23 protein-coding genes are annotated in these 25,431 nt (G+C 71.1%); 7 read left to right on the top strand and 16 right to left on the bottom strand.

Features of this window, described 5'->3' with window-relative positions:
- Positions 1-13: 13 nt before the first annotated feature.
- Entirely contained in the window at positions 14-538 is a 525-nt protein-coding gene (locus OG522_RS22835; RefSeq protein WP_329464860.1) for an acyl-CoA thioesterase, read from the bottom strand.
- 117 nt (positions 539-655) lie between these two features.
- On the opposite strand from OG522_RS22835, the gene OG522_RS22830 reads away from it, so the two are divergent.
- Positions 656-1,981, top strand: a complete 1,326-nt coding sequence (locus tag OG522_RS22830) for an LCP family protein (protein WP_329464859.1) — start codon at positions 656-658, stop codon at positions 1,979-1,981.
- Positions 1,982-2,053: 72 nt separating this feature from the next.
- On the opposite strand, the gene OG522_RS22825 is transcribed toward OG522_RS22830, so the two are convergent.
- Positions 2,054-3,238 carry an acyl-CoA dehydrogenase family protein gene (locus OG522_RS22825; protein ID WP_329464858.1) on the bottom strand — a complete coding sequence of 395 codons (1,185 nt, stop codon included), beginning with the start codon at positions 3,236-3,238 and terminating at the stop codon, positions 2,054-2,056.
- A 194-nt stretch (positions 3,239-3,432) separates the two neighbouring features.
- Here OG522_RS22825 and OG522_RS22820 point away from each other — a divergent pair, with 194 nt between their 5' ends.
- On the top strand, positions 3,433-4,758 hold the full coding sequence (locus OG522_RS22820) for a UDP-glucose dehydrogenase family protein (protein WP_329464857.1): 1,326 nt from the start codon (positions 3,433-3,435) through the stop codon (positions 4,756-4,758).
- Here the strand turns inward: OG522_RS22820 and OG522_RS22815 are convergent.
- The 4 genes from OG522_RS22815 to OG522_RS22800 form a co-directional block, all read right to left on the bottom strand.
- Complete coding sequence (locus OG522_RS22815; protein ID WP_329464856.1) at positions 4,755-5,897, bottom strand: dipeptidase; 1,143 nt, start codon at positions 5,895-5,897, stop codon at positions 4,755-4,757. The genes OG522_RS22820 and OG522_RS22815 overlap by 4 nt on opposite strands.
- Positions 5,898-6,342: 445 nt before the next feature.
- Complete coding sequence (locus tag OG522_RS22810) at positions 6,343-7,527, bottom strand: dipeptidase (RefSeq protein WP_329464855.1); 1,185 nt, start codon at positions 7,525-7,527, stop codon at positions 6,343-6,345.
- Between the two features lie 5 nt (positions 7,528-7,532).
- Entirely contained in the window at positions 7,533-8,072 is a 540-nt protein-coding gene (gene purE, locus OG522_RS22805; RefSeq protein WP_329464854.1) for a 5-(carboxyamino)imidazole ribonucleotide mutase, read from the bottom strand.
- Positions 8,069-9,280, bottom strand: a complete 1,212-nt coding sequence (locus OG522_RS22800; protein ID WP_329464853.1) for a 5-(carboxyamino)imidazole ribonucleotide synthase — start codon at positions 9,278-9,280, stop codon at positions 8,069-8,071. The genes purE and OG522_RS22800 overlap by 4 nt, the downstream gene beginning before the upstream one ends.
- Before the next feature lie 85 nt (positions 9,281-9,365).
- On the opposite strand from OG522_RS22800, the gene OG522_RS22795 reads away from it, so the two are divergent.
- Positions 9,366-9,896, top strand: a complete 531-nt coding sequence (locus OG522_RS22795) for a GtrA family protein (RefSeq protein WP_329464852.1) — start codon at positions 9,366-9,368, stop codon at positions 9,894-9,896.
- A 48-nt stretch (positions 9,897-9,944) separates the two neighbouring features.
- Here OG522_RS22795 and OG522_RS22790 read toward each other — a convergent pair whose 3' ends face one another.
- On the bottom strand, positions 9,945-11,216 hold the full coding sequence (locus tag OG522_RS22790) for an ATP-binding protein (protein ID WP_329464851.1): 1,272 nt from the start codon (positions 11,214-11,216) through the stop codon (positions 9,945-9,947).
- Between the two features lie 13 nt (positions 11,217-11,229).
- Entirely contained in the window at positions 11,230-11,907 is a 678-nt protein-coding gene (locus OG522_RS22785) for a response regulator transcription factor (RefSeq protein ID WP_053725082.1), read from the bottom strand.
- 467 nt (positions 11,908-12,374) lie between these two features.
- On the opposite strand from OG522_RS22785, the gene OG522_RS22780 reads away from it, so the two are divergent.
- Positions 12,375-13,874, top strand: coding sequence for a peptide MFS transporter (locus OG522_RS22780; RefSeq protein ID WP_329464850.1), 1,500 nt, complete (start codon positions 12,375-12,377; stop codon positions 13,872-13,874).
- Positions 13,875-13,964: 90 nt separating this feature from the next.
- Here the strand turns inward: OG522_RS22780 and OG522_RS22775 are convergent, their stop codons facing one another.
- From OG522_RS22775 to OG522_RS22750, 6 genes are all read right to left on the bottom strand, one after another.
- Positions 13,965-15,389, bottom strand: coding sequence for a hypothetical protein (locus tag OG522_RS22775; RefSeq protein ID WP_329467694.1), 1,425 nt, complete (start codon positions 15,387-15,389; stop codon positions 13,965-13,967).
- Positions 15,390-15,403: 14 nt separating this feature from the next.
- Complete coding sequence (locus tag OG522_RS22770; RefSeq protein WP_329467693.1) at positions 15,404-16,459, bottom strand: hypothetical protein; 1,056 nt, start codon at positions 16,457-16,459, stop codon at positions 15,404-15,406.
- A 59-nt stretch (positions 16,460-16,518) separates the two neighbouring features.
- On the bottom strand, positions 16,519-17,451 hold the full coding sequence (locus tag OG522_RS22765) for a hypothetical protein (protein WP_329464849.1): 933 nt from the start codon (positions 17,449-17,451) through the stop codon (positions 16,519-16,521).
- 55 nt (positions 17,452-17,506) lie between these two features.
- The gene (locus OG522_RS22760) at positions 17,507-18,166 is read right to left on the bottom strand and encodes a peptidase (RefSeq protein ID WP_329464848.1); all 660 of its coding nucleotides are present in this window, start codon (positions 18,164-18,166) and stop codon (positions 17,507-17,509) included.
- A 180-nt stretch (positions 18,167-18,346) separates the two neighbouring features.
- Positions 18,347-18,856: an ATP-binding protein gene (locus OG522_RS22755; RefSeq protein WP_329464847.1), complete on the bottom strand. Its 510-nt coding sequence runs from the start codon at positions 18,854-18,856 to the stop codon at positions 18,347-18,349.
- A gap of 64 nt (positions 18,857-18,920) precedes the next feature.
- Complete coding sequence (locus OG522_RS22750) at positions 18,921-19,289, bottom strand: STAS domain-containing protein (protein ID WP_329467692.1); 369 nt, start codon at positions 19,287-19,289, stop codon at positions 18,921-18,923.
- Positions 19,290-19,533: 244 nt separating this feature from the next.
- On the opposite strand from OG522_RS22750, the gene OG522_RS22745 reads away from it, so the two are divergent.
- The 3 genes from OG522_RS22745 to OG522_RS22735 all read left to right on the top strand — a co-directional run bounded on the left by OG522_RS22745 (position 19,534) and on the right by OG522_RS22735 (position 23,908).
- Positions 19,534-20,427 carry an RNA polymerase sigma factor SigF gene (locus OG522_RS22745; protein WP_329464846.1) on the top strand — a complete coding sequence of 298 codons (894 nt, stop codon included), beginning with the start codon at positions 19,534-19,536 and terminating at the stop codon, positions 20,425-20,427.
- A gap of 117 nt (positions 20,428-20,544) precedes the next feature.
- Complete coding sequence (locus OG522_RS22740; RefSeq protein ID WP_329464845.1) at positions 20,545-21,729, top strand: DegT/DnrJ/EryC1/StrS family aminotransferase; 1,185 nt, start codon at positions 20,545-20,547, stop codon at positions 21,727-21,729.
- Positions 21,730-21,826: 97 nt separating this feature from the next.
- Positions 21,827-23,908 (top strand): lipopolysaccharide biosynthesis protein, encoded by a 2,082-nt coding sequence (locus OG522_RS22735; protein WP_443074839.1) that lies wholly within the window; start codon positions 21,827-21,829, stop codon positions 23,906-23,908.
- Here OG522_RS22735 and OG522_RS22730 read toward each other — a convergent pair.
- Complete coding sequence (locus tag OG522_RS22730; RefSeq protein WP_329464844.1) at positions 23,883-24,995, bottom strand: glycoside hydrolase family 26 protein; 1,113 nt, start codon at positions 24,993-24,995, stop codon at positions 23,883-23,885. The genes OG522_RS22735 and OG522_RS22730 overlap by 26 nt on opposite strands.
- Positions 24,992-25,390: a hypothetical protein gene (locus OG522_RS22725; protein ID WP_329464843.1), complete on the bottom strand. Its 399-nt coding sequence runs from the start codon at positions 25,388-25,390 to the stop codon at positions 24,992-24,994. The genes OG522_RS22730 and OG522_RS22725 overlap by 4 nt, the downstream gene beginning before the upstream one ends.
- Between the last annotated feature and the right edge of the window lie 41 nt (positions 25,391-25,431).

Raw genomic sequence — 25,431 nt, 5'->3', positions numbered from 1 at the left:
CGGGGCCCCGAGGTCAGTCGTCCAGGCCCTCGGCCGACCGCTTCTCACGCAGGTCCATGATCGCGCGGCGCCGGGCGAGCCGGTGGGTGCGGCGGATCTGGGCCTCCTGGTAGCGGCGCTCGTCGCGCTCGGTCTCCGGGATCACCGGCGGCACCCGGCGGGGCTTGCCGTCGGCGTCCACGGCGGCGAAGACGAGGTAGGCGGAGCCGACCTGCTGGGCCGGGGTCGACTCGTTCCAGCGCTCGGCAAGGACCCGTACGCCGACCTCCATCGAGGACCGGCCGGTCCAGTTGACCTGCGCCTTCACATGCACCAGGTCGCCGACCCTGACCGGCAGCAGGAACGCCATCTCGTCCATGGACGCGGTGACGGCCGGGCCGCCCGAGTGGCGCCCGGCGACCGCACCCGCGGCGTCGTCCACCAGCTTCATGATCACACCGCCGTGCACCGTGCCGAGGAGATTGGTGTCATGGGTGGTCATGATGTGGCTCAGGGTGGTTCGGGAGGCCGAGGTCGGCTTGCCCGGAAGATCAGTCATGCGTTCACTTTATGCGGCCTACGCGCCCCCGCTCATTGCATCAGCATTGCAACAGCCCTGCCCCGAATTCCCACCCGCCCTGTCAGCGGCCGGACCGTGCCGTGCATGCTGGACCGCATGAACGAATGGCCCGACGCCCTCGACGGCAACGCCCGCGGAAACGGTGACCGCGACGCCTACGGCCGCGGCAGCTCTGCCGCGCGGCCCGAGGGCGCGCGCCGGATGCGCCACGTCCAGCGGCCCGCACCCACGCACCCGCCGCAGCGCCCGGTGCCCCAGCAACCCGGGTACGACGACGGCTACGGCGGGCAGCAGTACGGCCAAGGCGCCCCCCGGGTCCCCGGGCCCGGCTCGTATGACAGCGGGTACAGCGAGGGTCACGTCTACGGCAGCCCGGCCGGCCGGGGTCCGGGCGGGCCCGGCGGGCCCGAGGGGCCGCGGCGCGGCGGTGGCGGGCGGCCCGGGGCCGCGCCGAACTGGCGCAAGCGCATCACCATCGGCGCGCTGGTCCTGGTGGTCGCCGTGGTGGCCACCTCGGTCGGCACCTACTTCTGGGCCGACTCCAAGGTGCGCCGCGAGGTCGACCTCTCCAAGGTCATCGACCGCCCCGAGACCGGCAAGGGCACCAACTACCTGATCGTCGGCTCCGACTCCCGCGACGGCATGTCCGCCGACGAGAAGAAGAAGCTGCACACCGGCTCGGCCGAGGGCAAGCGGACCGACTCGATGATCCTGCTGCACGTCGGCGACAACGGGAACACGATGGTCTCGCTGCCGCGCGACTCGTGGGTGACGATCCCCAGCTTCAAGGGCTCGGACTCCGGAAAGTCCTTCCCGTCCAAGGGCAAGGACAAGCTGAACGCGGCGTTCTCCATCGACGGCCCCGAACTGCTGGTCCGCACCGTCGAGGCGAACACCGGACTGCACATCGACCACTACGCGGAGATCGGCTTCGCGGGGTTCGCGAACATCGTGGACGCGGTGGGCGGTGTGGAGCTCGACATCCCGCAGGACATCAAGGACAAGGACTCCGGCGCGGACTTCAAGAAGGGCAAGCAGACCCTCAACGGTCAGCAGGCCCTCGCCTTCGTGCGCAACCGGCACGGGTACGCCGCCGGCGACCTGGAGCGCACCAAGAACCAGCAGAAGTTCCTGTCCGCCCTGGCCAGCCAGACGGCGACCCCGTCGACGGTCCTGAACCCCTTCAAGCTGTACCCGGTGATGGGCGCGGGCCTGGACACCCTGATCGTGGACAAGGACATGGGCCTGTTCGACCTGGCCGACATGTTCTGGGCGATGAAGGGCATCACGAGCGGCGACGGCATCTCGATGAACATGCCGGTGGCGGGCGACGGCCCGCAGACGTCCCTGCTGTGGGACAAGCCGAAGGTCACCCAGCTGGTGAACGAGCTGAAGAACGACGACAAGGTCACGGTCAAGTAGCCACCGCGGCCACCACGCGAAAGGGCCTGCCCCCGGTTCCGCCGGGGGCAGGCCCTTTCAACTGCCTTGGAACTACGGCAGGTTGCGCGACATCACGATCCGCTGGACCTGGTTGGTGCCTTCGTAGATCTGGGTGATCTTCGCGTCGCGCATCATGCGCTCGACCGGGTAGTCGCGGGTGTAGCCGTAGCCGCCGAGCAGCTGGACCGCGTCGGTGGTGATCTCCATCGCCACGTCGGAGGCGAAGCACTTGGCGGCGGCGCCGAAGAACGTCAGGTCGCCGTCGAGGCGCTCGGACTTGGCGGCGGCCGCGTAGGTGAGCTGGCGGGCGGCCTCCAGCTTCATGGCCATGTCGGCCAGCATGAACTGGACGCCCTGGAACTCGGCGATCGCCTTGCCGAACTGCTTGCGCTCCTGGACGTAGCCCTTGGCGTAGTCCAGGGCCCCCTGTGCGATGCCGAGGGCCTGGGCCGCGATCGTGATGCGGGTGTGGTCCAGGGTCTTCATCGCCGTGGCGAAGCCGGTGCCCTCCTCGCCGATCATGCGGTCGGCCGGGATGCGCACATTGTCGAGGTAGACCTCGCGGGTCGGGGAGCCCTTGATGCCGAGCTTCTTCTCGGGGGCGCCGAAGGAGACGCCCTCGTCCGACTTCTCCACGACGAAGGCGCTGATGCCCTTCGAGCGCTTCTCGGGGTCGGTCACGGCCATCACCGTGTAGTACTCGCTCTCACCGGCGTTGGTGATCCAGCGCTTCACGCCGTTGAGGACCCAGAAGTCGCCGTCGCGGACGGCCTTCGTCTTCATGCCCGCCGCGTCCGAGCCCGCGTCCGGCTCGGAGAGGCAGTACGAGAACATGCCCTCGCCCTTGGCCAGCGGGCCCAGGTACTTCTTCTTCAGCTCCTCGGAGCCGGAGAGGATCACCGGGAGCGAGCCGAGCTTGTTCACGGCCGGGATGAGCGAGGAGGAGGCGCAGACCCGCGCGACCTCCTCGATCACGATCACCGTCGCGAGCGCGTCGGCGCCGGCGCCGCCGTACTCCTCCGGCACGTGCACGGCGTGCAGGTCATTGGCGACGAGCGCGTCGAGCGCCTCCCGGGGGAAGCGGGCCTGCTCGTCGACCTCGGCCGCGTACGGGCCGATCTTGGCCTCGGCGAGCGAGCGGATGGCGTCGCGGAGCATGTCGTGCTCCTCGGACGGGCGGTACAGGTCGAACTCCGAGTTGCCCGTGTGTCCTGCGTTTCCAGCCGTTCCGGCCACGGTCTCTCACTCCCCAAGCGACGCTAACTACCGTTAAGTAACCTAATTTTAGAGGCCAGGGCGGCCCCAGGCATACGTGAGCTTGGCGACAGCCCGGAAAGGGGGGTCCTGCGGGGCCCGACTATGCTCGGGCAGCGCGTTTGTCGCCCGTACGCCCGAGCCCGCCTCCCGAGCCGCACTTCCAGGAGCACCGCATGGCCCTCAAGATCACTGTGATCGGCACCGGATACCTCGGAGCCACCCATGCCGCGGCCATGGCGGAGCTGGGGTTCGAGGTGCTGGGCCTTGACGTGGTCCCCGAGAAGATCGAGATGCTCGCGCGCGGACGCGTCCCCATGTACGAGCCCGGTCTTGAGGAACTGCTGGCCAAGCACGTCGCGGGCCTGGACGGCTCCAGCGGGCGGCTGCGGTTCACCACCTCCTGGGAGGAGGTCGGCGCGTTCGGCGACGTGCACTTCGTCTGTGTGAACACGCCGCAGAAGCACGGCGAGTACGCGTGCGACATGTCGTACGTCGATGCCGCCTTCGCCTCGCTGGCACCGCACCTGCGGGACGGCGCGCTCGTCGTGGGCAAGTCGACGGTGCCGGTCGGCTCGGCGGCCCGGCTGGCCGAGGACCTCCCCGAGGGCGTGGAGCTGGCGTGGAACCCCGAGTTCCTGCGCGAGGGCTTCGCCGTCGACGACACCCTGCACCCGGACCGGCTCGTGGTCGGCGTGGAGAGCGAGCGCGCCGAGAAGCTGCTTCGCGAGGTGTACGCGGGCCCCATCGGCGCGGGCTCGCCGTTCGTGGTGACCGACTTCCCGACCGCCGAACTGGTCAAGACCGCGGCCAACTCCTTCCTCGCCACCAAGATCTCGTTCATCAACGCCATGGCCGAGGTGTGCGAGGCCGCCGACGGCGACGTGGTGAAGCTGGCCGAGGCCATCGGCCACGACGAGCGCATCGGGAAGAAGTTCCTGCGGGCCGGCATCGGCTTCGGCGGCGGCTGCCTGCCCAAGGACATCCGGGCGTTCATGGCGCGGGCCGGTGAGCTCGGCGCCGACCAGGCGCTGACGTTCCTGCGCGAGGTCGACTCGGTCAACATGCGCCGCCGCGGCCACATGGTGGAGCTGGCCCGCGAGGCGGTGGGCGGCGAGACCTTCCTCGGCAAGCGGGTCGCCGTGCTCGGCGCCACCTTCAAGCCCGACTCCGACGACGTACGGGACTCCCCCGCGCTGAACGTCGCCGGGCAGATCCACCTCCAGGGCGGGCAGGTCACGGTGTACGACCCGAAGGGCATGGACAACGCCCGCCGCGTCTTCCCGACGCTCGGGTACGCGCCGAGTGCGCTGGAGGCCGTGCGCGGCGCCGATGTGGTGCTGCACCTGACGGAGTGGCGCGAGTTCCGCGACCTCGACCCGGCCGAGCTCGCCACGGCCGCCTCGTCGCGGATAATCCTGGACGGCCGCAACGCGCTCGACCCCGCCAAGTGGCGGGACGCGGGCTGGACCTACCGCGCGATGGGCCGTCCGCGCGCCTAGCCGGGGCCGTCCAGCTCCTCAAGGGTGGCGCTGGACGCGCCGCCCCGCGTGGCGCGGGCGGCGAACTCCGCGTCCCGGACCACCCGGGCAAGGTTCTCCCAGGTCAGGGCCGCCACCTCGGGATCGGTCCAACCGCGGCCGAGTAGCTCCGCGATCAGGATCGGATAGCAGGAGGCGTCTTCGAGGCCCGGGGTGCGCGGCGCGCCCGTGATCAGCCCGTACGTTCCCGACAGACCCACGTTGCCCGGCCCGGCCACGTCGCGCACCCGCTCGATGTGGTCGGCCACGTCGCTGACGGACACGGCCTTGCCGGTCCGCTCGATCTGCTCCGGCGCGAAGCTCACCAGGCACACGCCGTGGTGCGCGCCGATCGCGGCGAGCAGGTCGTCCGTGGCGTTCAGCGGGTGCGGGGTGAGGGAGGCCGCCGCCGAACGGGAGAGCAGCACGGGGGCCCGGGAGGTGCCGAGGGTGCGGCGCCAGGTGCCGGGGGTGGCACCGCAGAGGTCGAGCAGTACGCCGAGCCGGTTGGCCTCCCGCACGACTTCCAGCCCGAAGCGGCTGAGTCCCGGCTCGGTCCAGCTGGTGCCCGGGGTGAGCGAAAGGGCCCGCACCCCCAGGAGGTGGAGGGACCGCAGCGTACCCAGCGAATCACCGAGCGCATGGGCGGCGACCGGGCCGAGGAACGAGGCGATGCGGCCGCAGTTGCGGGCGTCGGAGAGGTCGCCGCCGGACAGCGCGAGCCGCAGGCCCTCCGGGTAGGCGGCGATCAGCGAGCGGATGCGGTCGAGGCGTTCGAGGGTGCCGGCGACCGGCTCGGTGCCGTCGTCCTCGGCGGTCAGCGCCCAGAACTGCGCGCCGACGCCGCCGGCCCGCAGTCGCGGGATGTCCGTGTCGAGGGAGCTCTCGCCGGCCTCCAGATCCTGCCAGGGGGTCAGCGCCAGCGCCCGTGCCAGGGTGTTGTGGCCGTCGGCCACGGGGTGGGCGGCCAGCAGGGTGCGGGCGCGACGGAGGTCGTCGCCGTGTTCCGGTGCGGGCGCGGGGGCGGGGCCCGCGTCCGAGTCCGGCGGCGCGGCCGGGGCGGGCGCGTCGAGTTCGCCGACCCCCGGGGTGTCCTGGGGGTCGTCCTGCAGATCTGCCATGACGGGCTCCCGGTATCGGCGGTGACGGCAGGTGTCACCACCGTGTCACGCCGTGCGGTGCGGGTCGCGGCGGGCGGGGCGTTCGGGGGACTTCCCCCACCCCGCCCCTTCCCGAGACCCTCCGGGGGTTGCGAGCCCGGCATCCCAGGGCTCCCCCCGGGACCCCGCTCCTCAAACGCCGGAGGGGCTAGATTTCCCACCCCGCCAGAACCAGGGGCGCGAGGAACCGCGCGAGCAACCCCACACGGTCGGGAGCCGAACGACTACCAATCAGGGGCGCGAGGAACCGCGCGAACGGCCACCCACGACTGGCAGCCGAACGACGGCCAACCAGGGGCGCGAGGAACTGCGCGAACACACCCCGCACCGTCGGGAGCGGTCCGCGCTCAGAAAGGCGGCCCCCGGGGGGGGCGGGGCCCGGGGGCCCGGCCCCCGGGGTGGGGGGTCAGCCGTCCAGCTGGGACAGGGTCGCGTTCGACGGGCCGCGCCGGGCGCGCAGCTCCCCCGAGACCGACTCCGCGTCCCGCAGCACCCGTACCGCGTTCTGCCACGTCAGCTTCGCCAGGTCGGCGGAGGACCAGCCCCGGGTGAGGAGTTCGGCGAGCAGGTTCGGGTAGCCGGACACGTCGTCCAGGCCCGCGGGGGTGAACGCCGTGCCGTCGTAGTCGCCGCCGATGCCGATGTGGTCGACGCCCGCCACCTCGCGCATGTGGTCCAGGTGGTCCGCGACCGTGGCAGCCGTCGCGATGGGGCGCGGGTTCACCGACTCGAAGGCCTCGTGGAGCTTCATCGCCTCGGGCGAGGTGTCGAGGTGGTGCAGCCCGTGCGCGCGCAGGTTCTCGTCGGCGGCCTGGGTCCAGGCCACCGCCGCGGGCAGGATGAACTTCGGTACGAAGGTCACCATCGCCACCCCGCCGTTCGACGGCAGCTGGGCCAGCACGTCGTCCGGCACGTTGCGCGGGTGGTCGCAGATCGCCCGCGCCGAGGAGTGCGAGAAGATCACCGGCGCCTCCGAGGTGGCAAGCGCCGCCCGCATCGTCGTCGCCGCCACGTGCGAGAGGTCGACCAGCATGCCCATGCGGTTCATCTCGCGGACGACCTCGTGTCCGAAGGCCGAGAGGCCGCCCACGCCCGGTTCGTCCGTCGCCGAGTCCGCCCAGGCGATGTTGTCGTTGTGGGTCAGCGTCATGTAGCGCACGCCGAGCGCGTACAACGCCCGCAGTGTGGCGAGGGAGTTGTTGATGGAGTGGCCGCCCTCGGCGCCCTTGAGGGAGGCGATGCGGCCCTCGGCGCGGGCCGCCTCCATGTCGTCCGCGGTGAGCGCGGGCGCCAGGTCGCCGGGGTAGCGCGCCAGCATCTGGTCGACGCAGTCGATCTGCTCCAGGGTCGCGCTGACCGCCTCGTCGCCCGCCAGGTCGGTACGGACGTACACGGACCAGAACTGCGCGCCGACCCCGCCCGATCGCAGCCGCCCCAGGTCGGTGTGGGTGTGGCCGGTCAGGTCGGTCGCCAGGTCGCAGCGGTCGAGGTCGTAGCCGGCCTTCTTGCGCAGCGCCCAGGGCAGGTCGTTGTGGCCGTCGACGACGGGGTGGCGGGCGAGCAGCGCGCGGGCTTCATCGAGAGGAGTCATGGCACTCACTTTCCGAATCCGAACGCGCCCGAACCCTCGACCTTCGTGCGCAGCCGCTTGCCCTTCTCCGTCGCCTGGTCGTTGAGCTCCTGCTGGAACTCCCGCATGCGCACCAGGAGTTCGGGGTCCTGCGTCGCCAGGATGCGGGCCGCGAGCAGACCCGCGTTGCGTGCGCCGCCGACCGAGACGGTGGCCACCGGGACGCCCGCGGGCATCTGCACGATGGAGAGCAGCGAGTCCATGCCGTCCAGGTACTTGAGCGGGACGGGGACGCCGATGACGGGCAGCGGGGTGACCGAGGCGAGCATGCCGGGCAGGTGGGCGGCGCCGCCCGCGCCCGCGATGATCGCCTTCAGGCCGCGGCCCGCGGCGTCCTCGCCGTACGCGATCATCTCGCGCGGCATCCGGTGCGCGGAGACGACATCGACCTCGTAGCGGATCTCGAACTCGTCCAGCGCCTTGGCGGCGGCCTCCATGACCGGCCAGTCGGAGTCGGAGCCCATGACGATGCCGACGAGGGGGCCGTTGACGGGAGCGCTGCTCATTCGGTGATCGTTCCTCTGAGGTAGTCGGCCGCGTGGCGGGCCCGCTCGCGGACCTCCGCGAGATCGTCGCCGTAGGTGTTGACGTGACCCACCTTGCGGCCGGGCTTCACGTCCTTGCCGTACATGTGGATCTTGAGCTGGGGGTCGCGCGCCATGCAGTGCAGATACGCGTAGTACATGTCGGGGTAGTCGCCGCCGAGCACGTTGCACATGACGGTCCACTTCGACCTCGGGCGCGGGTCGCCCAGAGGGAGGTCGAGGACGGCACGGACGTGGTTGGCGAACTGCGAGGTGATCGCGCCGTCCTGGGTCCAGTGGCCCGAGTTGTGCGGGCGCATCGCCAGTTCGTTGACCAGGATGCGGCCGTCGCGCGTCTCGAAGAGCTCGACCGCGAGGTGGCCGACGACGCCCAGTTCGGCGGCGATCCGCAGCGCGAGCTGCTGGGCCTCGCCCGCCAGTTCGCCGTCGAGGTCGGGGGCGGGCGCGATCACGGTGTCGCACACGCCGTCGACCTGGATGGACTCGACGACGGGGTACGCCACCGCCTGGCCGTGCGGCGAGCGCACGACGTTGGCCGCCAGCTCCCGCACGAAGTCCACCTTCTCCTCGGCGAGCACCGCGACCCCCGCCTTGAAGGCGTCGGCCGCGTCCGCCTCGGAGCGTACGAACCACACGCCCTTGCCGTCGTAGCCGCCCACCACCGTCTTGAGGATGACGGGGAAGCCCGCGCCCTCGGCCGCGAAGGCCGAGACGTCGGACGGATCCGCCACGATGCGGTGCCGGGGGCAGGGCGCGCCGATCTGCGAGAGCCTGGCGCGCATCACCCCCTTGTCGTGGGCGTGCACCAACGCGTCGGGCCCCGGGCGGACGACGATGCCGTCCGCTTCCAGGGCCCGCAGGTGCTCGGTGGGTACGTGCTCGTGATCGAAAGTGATCACGTCACAGCCGCGCGCGAAGTCACGCAGCGTGTCCAGGTCGCGATAGTCGCCGACGACGACCTCGCTCACCACCTGGGCCGCCGAGTCCTGGGGGGTGTCACTGAGGAGCTTGAATCTGATGCCGAGGGGGATGCCCGCCTCGTGGGTCATGCGGGCGAGCTGACCGCCGCCGACCATGCCGACTACCGGGAACGTCACACCCCCAGGGTATCCGCCGTCCCCGGCGAGCCCGCAGGGCCCGGGGTGCCCCGGGCGTTCCCGGGTGCCCACGGGCGTTGCTCAGGGGCGGTGGTTAGCATGGGCGGGTTGACTGGCACGACAAGCACACCGACTCGGACGGGGCTGGGCGATCACCATGAGTGCACAGGACGCGTTTCCCACGCGACTGCGACTGCTCGTCCGCGAGGTCGCGAAGTTCGGCGCCGTCGGTGGTCTCGGGGTGCTCGTGAACATGGGCGCCTTCAACCTGTTGCGGCACGCCACCGACCTCCAGGTGGTCCGGGCCAGCCTGCTGGCGACCGGCATCGCGATCGCCTTCAACTACGTGGGCTTTCGCTACTTCGCCTACCGCGACCGCGAGAAGAGCGGCCGGGCCCGCGAGCTGACCCTGTTCCTGCTGTTCAGCGTGGTCGGCGCGGTGATCGAGAACGGCATCCTGTACGCGGCGACGTACGGCTTCGGCTGGAACAGCCCGTGGCAGAACAACTTCTTCAAGTTCCTCGGCATCGGGCTCGGCACGCTGTTCCGGTTCTGGTCCTACCGCACCTGGGTCTTCAAGGCGCTGCCCGTCCGGGAGGCCGTACAGACGGCGGAATCGTTTCTCGACTCCCGCGGCGGCTCCCCGAGCGACTCCCACCGACCCCCCGTCCCCGCCGCCAAGCGCTGACCACGCGCGCTGAGCCCTAGGCGGGAGCCCTCGGCTCGGGCGGGACCCTCAGCGGATCGTCGTGGACTGCGGCGCATCCCGGCGCCCCCGCGCCTCCCGGCTGAGGAACAGCGCGAACACCGCCGGCTGCTGCTGGAGCATTTCGAGCCGGCCGCCGTCGGCCTCCGCCAGATCGCGGGCGACCGCGAGGCCGATGCCCGTGGAGTTGCGGCCGCTGATGGTCCGCTCGAAGATCCGCGCCCCGAGGTCGGGCGGCACACCGGGGCCCTCGTCGGTGACCTCGACCACGGCCTGGTTGCCGGTGACGCGGGTGCGTACCGCGACGGTGCCGCCGCCGTGCATCAGCGAGTTCTCGATCAGCGCGGCGAGCACCTGGGCGACCGCGCCCGGGGTGCCGACCGCCTTCAGACCCGTCTTCCCCGAGCGCACGATCGCGCGGCCCGCGCTGCGGTAGGCCGGGCGCCACTCCTCCAGCTGCTGCTTGACGACCTCGTCCAGGGAGAACACGACGGCCGAACCGGTGCGCGGATCACGGCTGTTGGTGAGCAGGCGCTCCACCACGTCGGTGAGCCGCTCGACCTGGGTGAGCGCGATGGTCGCCTCTTCCTTGACCGTGTCGAGGTCGTCGGTGAGGGCGATCTCCTCCAGTCGCATGGAGAGCGCGGTCAGCGGCGTGCGCAACTGGTGCGAGGCGTCCGCGGCGAGCCTGCGCTCGGCGGTGAGCATCCGGCCGATCCGGTCGGCGGAAGCGTCGAGCACATCGGCGACCCGGTCGAGCTCGGGCACCCCGTACCGCTTGTGGCGCGGGCGCGGGTCACCCGATCCGAGCCGCTCGGCGGTCTCGGCGAGGTCGGTGAGCGGGGAGGCCAGCTTGTTCGCCTGGCGTACGGCGAGGAGCACCGCGGAGACGATGGCGAGCAGGGCCACCGCGCCGATGATCAAAAGCGTGCGGCCGACCTCCTTGGTGACCGTGGAGCGGGACTCCTCGACCAGGACGGACTCGCCGCGCTCGCCCTCGGCGGTGCCGCGGATCACGGAGTCCTCGGGCTTCTGGCCGATCTCGATGGCCGGGCGGCCGGGGATCGAGATGCGGGCGTACCGCTTGGGGTCGATCTGCTCGTTCAGGACCTGGGAGTTGACCGTCTCGTTCGCCAGGGTGCGGCTGTCGACCACGGAGACCAGCCGCAGTGCCTCGGAGTTCACGCTCTCCTGGGCGCTGCTGCTGATGGTCCGCGTCTCGACGATGACGAGGGAGACGCCGAAGACCGCGATCACCACGAGCACGACCGCGAGGGTGGAGTTGATCAGTCGACGGCGCATGCTCGGCGGGGCTCTAGCTCTTCTCGAAGCGGAAACCGACACCGCGCACGGTGGCGATGTACCGGGGGTTGGCGGCGTCGTCGCCGAGCTTCTTGCGCAGCCACGAGATGTGCATGTCGAGCGTCTTGGTCGAGGACCACCAGGTGGTGTCCCAGACCTCGCGCATCAGCTGGTCGCGGGTGACGACCCGGCCCGCGTCCCGCACCAGGACCCGCAGCAGGTCGAACTCCTTGGCGGTGAGCTGGAGCTCCTCGTCGCCCATCCAGGCGCGGTGCGACTCGACGTCGATCCGCACGCCGTGGGTGGCGGGCTGGGGCACCGGCTCGGTGGCGCCGCGCCGCAGCAGCGCCCGGACCCGGGCGAGCAGTTCGGCGAGCCGGAACGGCTTGGTCACGTAGTCGTCGGCGCCGGCGTCCAGGCCGACGACGGTGTCCACCTCGTCGGCGCGGGCGGTCAGCACGAGGATGGGGACGGTGTGTCCCTCGGAGCGCAGCCTCCGGGCGACTTCGAGGCCGTCCATGCCGGGGAGCCCCAGGTCGAGCACGACCAGGTCGGCACCCCCCTGTAGTCCGGCGTCGAGGGCGGTCGGGCCGTCCTCGCGCACCTCGACCTCGTAACCCTCCCTGCGCAGGGCGCGGGCCAGTGGCTCCGAGATGGACGCGTCGTCCTCGGCGAGCAGTACACGGGTCATGGGGGTGATGGTAGTCCGCGGCGGCGACAATGCGTGAGGTGATCCACCCACCCCGTGGGTATGCGATGTGATCTTGTTGAACACCTTCGAATCAGTGCCACTGGTTCCACGGATGCCTGTGATCCATCTCTCAAGTCCTTCCATATGCCGCACTCTGGTGACGTATGGTGTCCCAACGCCTATAGCACTACTCGAGACCTTTGGCCTGCTTGGTGCGCCAAGGGTCTCTTTATCTGCACAAGATCGGCTTTGCCGGTCTTGAGATCAGTGAATGACCTACGGGCCGGGCCCCTGCGCGAAGATGCGCACGGGGCGTGGATCCCGGTGTGGTCTGTCCTTACCGCCTCCCCCACGGAGCGGACCCCATGGGCGTTGGGGGGACAGTTCCCATGCCGGTGCCGGCTTTCCCCCACCGGGCGCGACCCAACGCTCACGAAGCGCGCGTCCCGAGCAAGCAAGGATCGACCATGGCGTCCAGCCTGACGAAGGACTCCGCCAGCACAACTGGCACCGAGAAGACCTTCCTCGGCCACCCCCGCGGCCTGGCCAACCTCTTCATGACGGAGATGTGGGAGCGCTACAGCTTCTACGGCATGCGGGCCCTGCTCGTGCTCTACCTGGTCGCCCCGGCGTCCCAGGGCGGGCTCGGCTTCAACATGGCCACGGCCACCGCGATCTACTCCGTGTACAACGCGATGGTGTACCTGCTCGCCCTGCCGGGCGGCTGGCTCGCCGACCGTGCCTGGGGTGCCCGCAAGACCGTCGCCATCGGCGGCACGATCATCATGATCGGCCACTTCCTCCTCGCCGTGCCGGTCGAGATCTCGTTCTTCATCGGCCTGGCGGCCATCGCGCTCGGCTCCGGTCTCCTCAAGGCCAACATCTCCACGATGGTCGGCCACCTGTACCCGGACAAGAACGACCCGCGTCGCGACGGTGGCTTCACGGTCTTCTACATGGGCATCAACCTCGGTGCCTTCGCCGCGCCGCTGACCATCGGCACCGTCGGCCAGAAGGTCAACTGGCACTTCGGCTTCGCCCTCGCCGGTGTGGGTATGGCACTGGGCCTGCTGTTCTTCTTCCTCGGTACCCGCCACATGTCGGCGGAGAGCGACGTCGTCCCGACGCCGATGTCCGGTGCCGAGCGCGCCGCGATCATCAAGAAGGCCCTGATCTGGCTGGGCGTGGCGGTCGTCGCGTACGGCGCCCTCGCCGTCTCGGGTCACTTCTCGGTCGACTGGGCGATGTGGCCGCTGACCATCGCGGGCCTCGTCATCCCGGCCTGGTACCTGCTGCGCATCAAGCGCGACAAGGACCTCGACCAGGTCTCGCAGTCCCGCATGTCGGCGTACGTCTGGTTCTTCGTCGCCGCGGCCGTCTTCTGGGGCATCTACGACCAGACCGGCTCGACGCTGAGCGTGTTCGCGCAGGACAACACCTCCAACAGCCTGTTCGGCCTCGACTTCCCGTCCAGCTGGTTCCAGTCCCTGAACCCGCTGTACGTGATGGCCCTGGCGCCGGTCTTCGCCTGGCTCTGGGTGTACACGAACAAGCGCCGCAAGGAGCCGAGCACGCTGTCGAAGTTCGCCTTCGGCCTCACGCTCATCGGCCTCTCGTTCTTCGTGATGATGCTGGCGCAGGGCGCCTCCTCCGGCGGCGTCAAGGTCACCCCGCTGTGGCTGTGTGCCGTCTACCTGATCCAGACCGTCGGTGAGCTCACGCTCTCCCCGGTCGGGCTCTCGCTGACCACGAAGCTGGCGCCGGAGAAGTACGCCTCCCAGATGATGGGCGTCTGGTTCCTGGCCGTCACGGCCGGCGACTCGGTCATCGCGCTGCTCCAGCTGATCGGCGCGCCGACCGACTCCTCGTACTGGTTCGCGAGCCAGGGCGGGCTCGCTGTCCTCGCGGGTGTCGCGATCTTCATGTTCCGCAAGAAGGTCAAGCCGCTCATGGGTGGCGTTCACTAGCACCGCCCGCTCAGCCGAAGGGCCGCCGCACCGATCCGGTGCGGCGGCCCTTCGTCGTTGCCGAGTACCGCGCCCTGAAGGGGCGAGCGCTCAGCGCGTCCCCCGCAGCCGCTTCCACGGCGTGAAGGTGAAGATCGCGCCGCCCAGCAGGATCACCGTGCCGGCGACCAGGCCGAGGGCGCGCAGGGCGCCGTTGTCGCTCGCGCCGGTCTGGGCGAGGCCGCCGGAGGAGGAGCCCGACGTACCGGAGGTGGTGGCGGAGCCCGACGAACCGGTGCCACCGGCCGCGCCGCCCGGCTGGGCCGCCGTGTCCAGTTCGAGGGAGACCGGCGCCGAACCCGAGACCTTGCACGGGATGTGGATCGGCGCGCCGCCCAGGGTGACGTCGATGGACAGGTCTCCGGGGCTCAGCGTGGACTTGCCGGAGGCGCCGGGCTTGTAGCTGCCCGTCATGTCGGTGAGGCTCACCGGCGCCCCCGACTTGATCGGGTCGGGGTTGGCGGGACCGGTGACCGCCACCGAGCCCTTGTCGGCGCCGCCGACGGTGACCTGCATGGACGGCTTGAGCGCGCCCGCCGGAAGGTCGGCGGGGCTGTTCATGACGCCCTTGGCGGTCTTGACGGTGAGGTCGTAACTCCCGCCGTTCTTCTTGGCGTTGATCGTCACCTTGGACTGGATGGCGGCCGGTCCGGGCGACTGGCAGGCGAAGTCGACGGCGACTTCCTTGCCGGGAAAGTCGCTCTGGCCACCGCTGCCACCGGTCGTGCCGCCGGAGGTGGAGCCCCCGGTGGTCGAGCCGCCGGTCGCGGTGCCCCCGGTGGTCGAGCCGCCGGTCGCGGTGCCCCCGGTGGTGGACCCGCCGGTCGCCGAGCCGCCGGTCGCCGTGCCGCCCGAGGTGGACCCGCCGCTCGTGGATCCCCCGGCCGTCGAACCACCGGTCGTGCCCCCGGTGGTCGAACCCCCCGAGGTGCCCCCTGAGGTGCCCCCCGCGTCCGTCACCTTGATCGTCGCGCCGACTCCGACCGTCGCCTTGGGCGTGCACTTGGTGTCCGTCGACATGATCTGGTTGACGTTGATGTTGTACGCGTCGGGCGTCAGCGTGACGTCGCCCGCCTTGGTCAGCTTCAGCTTGGCCGTCATGTCCGGCAGGATCATCGGACTGTTCTTGGGGATGGGCGGGTTCTGCCGCGGGCCCTTCATGGCGATGTCGGCGCTCTGCGCGCCCGCCGCCTTCAGGGTGCCGGTCGGCTGGACCACGTCCTTGTTGAGGTCCAGGACGTTCGGATTGTTCGACGCGGCCTGGGTGAACTTCCAGACGACGTCCACCTCGTCGCCCACCTTGGCCGTGGCAGGCGCGGTGATCTGCACCTTCGTCGTTCCCTCGACCGGCGGCAGACCGGAGATGGACGGCGGTATGCACTCAGTGGCGTACGAGACTTCGGCTGCTTGTGCGGGGCCTGCGGCCAGCATGATCCCCGCGCCGCCGAGCATCAGCGCGAGACCGGCCGCGCTCATCCTCCGTTGCGTGGTCACGAATTTCCCTTCGTCGTGGGGCGGTTGAAACGGGTGGGGTGGTTCTCGGACGGTGCGGAGTCGGGGGTGAACCACGGCAGCGCGGCCGTGGTCGGGGGCGGAGCGGTCGCGGGTGGCTCCGGCTCGGCCGGCGGCGCGGGCGCTGTGACGCCGGGGCCGCGGGCCAACTTCGGCACTTTCAGGGCGACTTCGCGCAGCCCTACGCCGCGGTGGCGGCCGGGGTTGACGCGATGGCCCTCGCGCGGGCGCAGCCGGTCCACCACGGCCATGCCGATGCGGAAGACCGCGGCGGGCACCACCAGGCAGAGCAGGATCCAGAAGAGGGTGACGCCCCACGGCCGGTCCACCCCCCACGGCTCGGTGGCGAGCAGCTTCTTCGCGTACTGGATCGAGACCTGGTAGTCGCCGTGGGCTCCGGCCGACAGCTCGAAGTCGAGCTTGACCTCGGCCTTCTGGCCGGGCTGGACGGTGCCCTTCCACTGCCGGTCCTCCCACTGCGGGGCGAACACGCCGTGGGCGGTGCCGAGTTGGAAGACCGGGTCCTTGACGGGGGCGGAGCCGAGGTTGCCGACGGTGAAGACCAGGGTGCGAGCGGGCGGCGCGCCGAACCAGGTCAGCAGGGAGCCGCTGCCGTCGAGACGGGGCTCGGCGAGCACCGCGAGCTTGCCCTGACCGCTCTGGTCGGGCAGCGGCGCCACCGGGTGCCCGGTGATCTTCAACTCGGTGTCCACGACGGCCTGTTCACCCTGCACGGTGGCCACGTGGACGACGCATGGGCACGGCTTGGGCGGCGGCGCGGCCGGGAGCACCTTGCTGAAGGAGCCCTTGGCGTCGGTGGTGACGGCCTGGCCGTCGGCGTTGGAGCAGGAGTTGGTGCCGCCGATGACCCCCAGGTCGGGGGTGGACTGCCCGCACACCAACAGCATGAGCAGAGCGCCGGGCCGCCAGCCCTTGCCGGTGACCGTGATGTCGGCTCCCTTGGCGGCCTCGGCCTGGGAGAGCGCGACACTGCGCGCGGGGCCCACCGGGGCGGCGTACGAGGGCCCGGCCATCGCCGGCGCGAGGAGGCCGACCAGCAGCAGGGCGAGGGCCGCGCGCCTCAGGTGTGGCTTCACCGAAGAGCTCCTGTCTGCGCCAACTCGTGTTCTGGTGCGGGTACTTCGGGGGTCGTGGCCCGGCGTCCGCGCCGCACGAGCCGCAGGACGGCGGCCGCGCCGCCGAGCAGTACGAGGCCGGTCCCGGCGACCGCGCCCCACGGCAGGAAGGTGGCCGTCGCCGCGGCGGTGGAGCGGGCCGCACCGTCGGCGGTGACGTCGAGGCGGACGGTGACCCGGTCGAGGGCGGGCGGGTGCGGCCAGGGTTCGGTCAGCTCGACGCGCTGACCGGGCAGCAGCTCGACGGGCAGGGTCCTGGCGGGGCGGTCAACGACCCGGCCGAACACCCCGTCGGCGTGCAGCGCGAGCCGCGGCGCCAGGGTGGCGTTGCCCCGGTTGACCAGGGCGTAGCGGATGAGGCGACGGCCCTTGTCGAGGCGTACGGACTCGACGGTCAGCGCGCTCAACGTGGGCCCCGCGACGCGGAGTTGCAGGCGCACGCCGACCTCGCGACCGGTTGCCGCGGCGACGAGGGCGGCGGGGTGGTCGCCGGGCTGCGCACCGGCCGGGACGGTGACCGCGAACGGCACGTCGGCGCGGGTGTGCGGCGGGATCTTCACCTCGGGGGCGGCGAGCTCGATCCACGGGTCGGGGGCCTCGCGCGCGGCGAAGGACCCGTTCGCGGTGTTGTAGGCGGCCGCGCCGCGCAGTTTCAGGGTCACGGGCGTGCCGGACGGGTTGCTCAGCGAGACCTTGTCCTCCAGGACCGCGCCGGGGGCGCCCTCCAGATAGAAGTAGGGCCTGCCGTCGGTGCTGGGGCGGGTCCCGCCGCCGGATGCGGGCGCGGCGGTCCAGTCCCCGCCCGTGGCCGGTGCGGCCTGCGCGGCGGGCGCCGGTAACGCGCACAGCAGCAGGGCCGTGGCCGGTAGGGCCAGGCGGATCGAACGCATCGGCGGCTCCTCGGGTGCGAGGGGGTTCCCGGTCGGGGGCGTACGAGATGAAGGGTCAGACCCGCTGATTGCGCCGGGTCAGCCACAGCACTCCGGCCGCGCCGACCAGGACCACGGTGCCGCCGAGCGTGCCGAGGGCGACGGCCGAGTCGAGGGGGCCGGTCTTGGGGAGGGCGGCCGGGCCGCCGGAACCGCCGGCGGACGCGCTCGCGCCGGTGACGTCCAGTTCCAGGGAGGGGCCGGGGCTGTTGCCGGGAGTGCAGGTCGTGGTGGTGCCCAGCGCCTTGATGGTGAGGATGCCGGCGGTGAAGGTGACCTTGCCGTTGGCCTTCGGGACGTAGCTGCCCGACAGGTCGCTGATCTTGATGGGGGTGTTGGCGGGGATCTCCGCGGAGTTGGCCGGGCCCGTGACCGAGACGGTGCCCTTGTCGGCGCCGCCCAGGTTGATCACCGCGCTCGGGTTCATCGCGCCCGAGCCGAGCGCGACCGGGCTGGAGGAGACGCCCTTCTGGAAGGACATGGTGACCTTGTAGGAACTGCCGCTCTTGACCGCCTTGATGTCGATCGGCGACACCGCGCTCTTCGCGCCGATCGGGGTCTGGCAGTTGTAGTTGACGTCCACGACGGAGGCCTGGGCCTGCGGGGCGGTGATCAGCACCACCGAGCCCGCCACCGCGGTCGCCAGCGCGAGAGCTGTCCTCTTCTGGTACGACACCTCGAATTCCCCTTATGCCGGAGGCCGCCAAGTTACTGACGGCACATCAGATTGGGCGCTCAAGGTACGCCCGGGGCCTTGTCGAGGGAAGACACACAACAGGGCGGATCGATCTGTGGACATGCCGATGGACCGGCGGTCCGTACCGCCGGTAACCGTGAACAGGAGTTAGAACAGGAGTTACGCGGGTGCCGCGAGTTCCGCCCAGACCGTCTTGCCGGCCACGCCCGGCGTGCGTATCACGCCCCAGTCGAGGCACAGCCGCTGCACGATGAACATGCCGTGCCCACCCGGCCGCCCCGCGCGGTGCGGGGTGCGCGGTGCGGGCTGGCCCGCACCGAGGTCGCTGACCTCCAGGCGCAGCACCTTCGCGGTGCGCGAGACCCTCAGCCCTTCGGGGCCCTCGGCGTGCAGACAGGCGTTGGTGACCAGCTCGGAGACGACGAGCAGGACGTCCTCGGCGGCGGCCCGGCTCTCGGCGCTCGACGCCGGAAGCCACCCCCAGTCGTAGAGCGCCTGCCGGGTGAAGTCGCGGGCGAGGGGGACGATGCCGCTCGCCCCGTTCAGCGCGAGGACGCGCGCGGACGGGACAGCGGCCGCGCCGTCGGCTTCCGACGGAACGGCAGCGGGCCCGGCGTCGTGGGACTCGGGTCCACGGTCGCCCGGCGTCTGCTCCCGGGTGGTGCTCATCAGCGCTTCACCTCACCGATTCGCCAACGTCTTCAGTGTGCTCTCCTGCCCGGACGAATCGGGGTCAGTCACACAGAGCGGTATCGAGCGAATCATGCACGGTGAAGACCGCTTCCGCCCCCGTGATCTCGAATACTCGCGCCACCACCGGCTGCATCGCCACCAGGTGGACCCCGCCGCCGAGCTCCTCCGCCTTGAGGCGGGCGCCGAGCAGGACGTTCAGTCCGGTGGAGTCGCAGAATTCCAGCTGCGAGCAGTCGACGACGAGCCGCGTGCGCCCTGCGGCGATCGCGGCTTCCATCGGTTCCCTGAGCAGGTCCGCGGTATGGTGATCCAGCTCACCCGCCGGGGTCAGCACCTCACTGTGCCCCTCGGTGCGGACTCCGACCCTGAGCCGGCCCCTGTTGGTGCTGCCGACCGTGCCGCGGTCCATGCCGTCCCTCTTCGCCGATTCGTCGTAACTTCCCAAGAACACTACGCCTTCCCTACGCGATCCGGAACTCGAACTTCCCCCTAAACCGGACATATATGCACAAATGAGCCTTGCACACGGCTACATAAAGCGGGTAGGGGTAGTAGGGACAGCTATTCAACACGACCGGCCACGGAGGCGCCGCACACCGCGGAACACGTATGGGCATCGGCAGCCATATGCCGAGAACGATGGAGGAGACCCCATGTCACCCCGGCTCGACGAATCGCACGATACGTCGATCAAGCACGCACCGCACATCCCCCCACAGGAACGACCGTACGAGCCCGAGGGACTTGAGGGACTTCCCGAGATCCCGCCCTTCACCGAGGTCGGCCCCGTCGACGCGCGGGCCCTGTCGAAGACGCTCTTCGCCCGTCTCGACACGCTCGAAGAGGGCACCCACGAGCACGCGTACGTGCGCAACACCCTGGTCGAACTGAACCTCGCACTGGTCAAGTTCGCCGCATCGCGCTTCCGCTCCCGCAGCGAGCCGATGGAGGACATCATCCAGGTCGGAACCATAGGTCTGATCAAGGCGATCGACCGGTTCGAGTTCGACCGCGGCGTGGAGTTCCCCACCTTCGCGATGCCGACCATCGTCGGCGAGATCAAGCGCTTCTTCCGTGACACCTCCTGGTCCGTACGGGTCCCGCGCAGGTTGCAGGAACTCCGGCTCGACCTGGCCAAGGCGGGCGACGAGCTCGCCCAGCAGCTGGACCGCTCGGCGACGGTGGGCGAGCTCGCCGAACGCCTCGGCATCACGAAGGAAGAAGTCGTCGAGGGCATGGCGGCGAGCAACGCGTACACCGCGAGCTCGCTCGACGCCCAGCCCGAGGAGGACGACTCCGAGGGCGCGCTCACCGACCGGATCGGCTACGAGGACCACGACCTCGAAGGCGTCGAGTACATCGAGTCGCTGAAGCCGCTGATCGCCGAACTCCCCTCCAGGGACCGGAAGATCCTCTCGTTGCGCTTCGTCGCCAACATGACGCAGTCCGAGATCGGTGAGGAGCTCGGCATCTCGCAGATGCACGTCTCCCGGCTGCTCTCGCGCACCCTGCGCAAGCTCCGCAAGGGGCTGACCGTCGTGGAGTGACGCACACCCGTGCGAAGGGCCCGCTCCGTTCTGGGGCGGGCCCTTCCGCATTGTTGACGAAGCGGTGCGCACTGGGTCACATTGAGCGCTGGGGATGCGGGGGTCTGGGGGGACTTCATGGCGTACTTCACGGCGTACGACGAGCTCGAAGGGCTGATGCGCGAACGGCTGGGGCGTGAGTGCCTCTATGTGCCGTCCTGCCGGCTCGGTCTCTACCTGGCGCTCAGGCACTGGTGCCCGCCGGGCGGCCGGGTCCTGATGTCGCCGGTCAACGACGACGTCATCTTCTTCGTGGTGCTCGCCGCCGGTCTGCGGCCCGTGCAGGCGCCGCTCGATCCGCACGACGGATCCATCGACCTGGCCGCTGTGCCCGACTCCCTGTGGCCCCAGCTGTCCGGCGTCCTCACCACCAATCTGTACGGCAACCCCGACCCGGCACCCGAACTGCGCGCCAGATGCGAGGAGTTGGGGATCCCGCTCATCGAGGACGCCGCCCACGCCATCGGCAGCGAGGCGGCCGGCCGCAAGGTCGGCGGCTACGGCGAGGCCGCCGTCTTCAGCCTCTCCAAGCACACCGCGGCCAAGGCGGGCGGCTTCCTCGCGCCGGCCGACCCGGGCCTGCGCGAGGCCCTCGCCAAGGCCCGCGACGAACTGCTCACCCCGCCCCGGGCGAGCGCCGAACTCGCCTACTGGGCCCGGCCGTACGCCGAGGCGACGGTGCGCGGACTGCGCCTGGCGCCCGCCGCCTGGGCGGTGCTCAGGATGCTCGGGCAGCAGGAGCGCGAGGACATCCGGATGGCACTGCGCCCCGGCGACCTGCGCCGCGCCCTCGACACGGCGCCGGGCCTGGCGGCCTTCCACTCCTGGGTACGGGTCGACATGCACGACTACCGGGCGAGCGGGGGAAGGCTGCGACTCGGGCGGATCGCACGGAAGTTGAGCCGCCTCGACGCCGTCCTCGACGCGCACCGCACGGGCGCCGAAAGGCTGCTCGCCACCGAGTGGGCGCGGCCGAAGCCGGGTCGTGTGCAGCCGTTGTTCCGGGTGCCGCTGCTCGTCGAGGACCGGGACGCGGCCCGTGCCGCACTCGCCCGCGAGCGGATCACCGTGGGCTACCTGTACGACCCTCCGCTCGACGACTACGCGGGCGCGGCCTTCACCGACCCCTCCCCCGCGCCGGACGCCGGGCGCTGGTTCGCCCACCACGCGCTGCCCGTCGACCCGTTGAAGGCCGAGCGCACCATCAAGGTGCTGCACGAGGCGGGCATCCAGCCCGCGAGGGGCGGCCCCGCAGGTGTCTGACACGGCCAGAACCGAGATCGAGGACACCGCCGTGCCGTCCGACCGGGCCGTCACCCACGGCCCGCCCCCCACCACCGGCGACGGCGGCGGGGACTCGATGTTCCGCAACGCCTACGCCCTGATGCTCTCCACCGCCGTCTCGGCCGCCCTCGGCCTCGGCTTCTGGCTGGTCGCGGCCCGCTACTACAGCGAGGAGGCGGTCGGGCAGGGCTCGGCCGCCATCGCCGCGATGAAGCTGCTCGCCTCCATCACCGCCACCACCATGATCGGCGCGGTGGTCCGCTACATACCGCGGGCCGGTCGCTCCACCGGTCCGCTCGTGCTGCGCGCCTATGTGGCGAGCACCGCCGTGGTGGCCGTCGCGTCCGTCGTCTTCCTGTTCACGCTGCCGCTGTGGGGGCCCTCCTACGCGCCACTGGCCGGGCTCACCACCGGGGCGGTCTTCACGGTGTCGGCGGTGGCCTGGGCGATCCTCACCCTTCAGGACGGCGTCCTGACCGGTCTGCGCAAGGCGATCTGGGTGCCGGTCGGCAACGCCGTGTTCTCGCTCGGCAAGCTGCTCCTGCTCGCCGCCTGCGCGAGTCTCGCGCTCGGCGTCTTCGTCTCCTGGGCGGCGGCCATGGTGCTGTCCATCCTGCCGCTGGGCTGGCTGATCTTCCGCAGGCTGATCCCCGCGCAGGCGGCCGCCGACCGGGACCGGCCGGTGCCCGAGCTGCGCGAGATCGGCCGTTTCCTGGCCGGCGACTCGGTCGGAGCGCTGTTCTCGCTCGCGATGATCAACCTGCTTCCGGTGATGGTCGCGGTGCGCTTCCCCGCCGCGCAGAACGGCTTCTTCTTCATCGCGTACACGGTCGGCGGAACCATGGAGTTCATGGCCACGAACATGGCCTCCTCGCTGACCGCGCACTCCTCGCACAGCCCGGACAAGCTCGCCGACGGGGTGCGCGGGGCGCTGCGCCGGATGGCGCTGCTGCTGATCCCGGTCGTGCTCTTCCTCATCCTGTTCGCCCGCCGGATCCTCGGCCCCTTCGGCGGCGACTACGCCCAACACGGCACGCTGGTCCTCCAGTTGCTGGCCGCCGCCGCGATCCCGCGGGTCGCCGTCGAGCTGTACATCGGGGTCCTTCGCGTCCAGGGCCGCACCGGCATGCTGGCGATCCTCCAGGGCGCGATGTGCACCCTGGTGCTGGGCAGCGCAGCGGTGCTGCTCGGCAGGTTCGGCATCTCCGGCGCGGGCTGGGCACAGCTGTGCGCGATGAGCGTGATGGCGCTGTGCTGCGTACCGGGACTGCGCGGCGCGCTCGCGGGCCGCGCCACGATCCGCACCCCCGGCAGGCCCAAGTCCGAGGAGTACGGCACCAGTTGGGCCCGGCGGGCGCAGGCCGCCCGAACCGAGGAGGCCCAGGAGTACGGCACGCGCTGGGCCACCCAGACCGCGTATCTGCGCGGCGGCATGGACACCGCGACCCCCGCCCTCGGCATCCCCGTGTACGTGCCCGGCGCCCACCCCGAACAGGGCTTCGCGACCACCCTGCACCTGCGCACCCTGCCCGATCCGGCGGCCCGCGAGAGCGACGAGTCACTCCTGACGACCGCGCTGTGGCTGCTGCTCGGCCTGGCGGCGGGACTGTTCTGGGTGCCGCTGTCGCGGGCCGAGGACACCCCCGGCGCCCACCTCAACGGCACCGGCCTCCTGCACGCCCTGCCGCCGGTCAGCCTGACCGCGGGGGTGCTGCTCATCGTGGTGTGCAGCGCGGCGGTGTCGCTGTACCGGCCGTGCCCGGGGCTGCTCGTGGCCGGTCTCTGGGTGACCGTCGCCGGGCTGCACACCGCGCCGGTCATCCTCGGCGTACCGCCCGATCCGGTGTCCGGCCCCTGGCACGCCCAGCTGGTCCGGTTCCTCGCCGAGACCGCCGGGTTCGCCGACCCGGGCGGGGTGGCGCGCTGGCTGCCGACGGCCCTGCAACTGCTGTGCCTGGCGCTGGCGACGGTGGCCCTGCGCGCGGTCGGCGCGCACTGGCGGGTCACCTCGGTCGCGGTGTGGGTGCTCGCGGTCGTGGGCTGGGCGGCACAGGGGACGTTCGCCGCGGTCGCGCTGCCCGTCTTCGCCGGGCTGTGCGCGGCCGCGGCGGCCGCCCTGATCCACCGCTGGTTCAGCGACCGGGAACGGGCTGCCTGAAGTAGGCGTCCGAACCGGCGCGCCTGTAACCGGCGAGCGCGGAACCGGAGTTGACCGTCAGATCGCAGTCCTTGCCCGGCACCGACCGGTCCCACATCACCAGCGCCTTCGCGTCCGGCAGGGCGCTCTTCGCGACGCCGGGCACCTGCTCGTACCACTGCCCGGCCCGTTGCGGCCGGCTCGGATCGGGTGCGGTGGCGAACTCGGAGAGCATGATCGGCTTGCGGTCGGAGACGTTCGCCCGCAGCCAGTCGTAGGTGGGCTTCTGACTGTCCGCGAAGCTCTGCCAGTCGGTGGTCTTGTGGCAGAGGTAGTAGTTGTACTGGTCCATGCCGATCCAGTCGACGTAGTCGTCGCCGGGATACAGCCGCTTGAACAGCTCGCCGTTGGGCAGATAGCCCGACACCGTCCACACCCACACCACGTTGTCCACACCGAGTTCCCTGAACCGGTCGTGCAGGTGGCGGTAGGCGGCCACGTACTCCTCGGGTGTCCCCGCGTCCGGGGTGCGGGCGTCGACCTCCTGGTCGAAGGAGAAGAAGATCCGCTTCCCGTACGCCTTGATGCGGCGCGCCTGCGGATCAATGATCTCCTCGTCGTACGCGCCCGAGGCAAGCTTGGCCCAGCCCAGCTGGTCCTCCGTGTATCCCTCGTGGTGCGGCTTGCGCCAGACGGTGGACTCCCAGGCCAGCATGAGCATCCGGTCCCGGCCGAGCTCCTGCTCGTCGGGGGTCAGCAGCTCACCGTCGAGTGGTGTGCTGGACATGTCGTGGTAGGTGTACAGCAGATCGATCCTGCGCCCGATCCGGGACTCGAAGCCGTGCACGGCGTCCTTCAGGGAGCCGTTCTTCGCGTACGGGACGTACGCGCCCCACCAGGCCCCGCACGGCGGAACCAGCGTCGCCGAGGGTGCGCACCGGCCGGCCGGCGCGGGGCCCGAAGCCGCGTCGGCGGGCAGCGCGTCCCACCCGGGGGCCCCGGATCGCTTCTCCGGCTGGGCGAGCCAGATACCGAGCCCGGCGATCAGCCCGGCCGCGAGGATCACCACGACGGGGACGAAGCCGCGGCGCCCCCGTAACCGGATCACCGTCCGGCCCCGGGTTTGGCGCGGGTGCGCTCGACGGCGCCCCGGGTCGCGGCCGGCAACGGCAGCCCGGGGAAGGCGCAGGCCACGGTCGAGAAGGCGGCCAGCGAGATCAGGAAGGCGGTCGCGGAGAAGCCGTGCACGAGGAAGAGGCAGGTGGACACGAGCGCCCCGAACGACAGGCTGAGCGGCGCGGCGAGCGCCAGCGCCTCCAGGCGGGCCCCCGGCCGCAGGGTGTCGGGCTGCGGGTAGAGCAGCGCGAAGCCGGGGCCGAGGACGACGAAGATCAGTACCGGGATCCAGCGGGCGGGGCTCGGGCTCGGCAGTGCGGATGCCGCGAGCGCGAGCCAGCCGGAGAGTGCGACGGTGACTCTGATGTGGGTCTGGTTGAGGGTCATTGCGACGACCTCCGGGTCATCGGGGGTGGTGAGTGTGTGTC

The organism is Streptomyces sp. NBC_01431, assembly GCF_036231355.1.
In the GTDB taxonomy this organism is placed as follows: domain Bacteria; phylum Actinomycetota; class Actinomycetes; order Streptomycetales; family Streptomycetaceae; genus Streptomyces.
The sequence above is the reverse complement of the archived record's forward strand: the minus strand, read 5'-3'. Positions and strand labels throughout refer to the sequence as shown.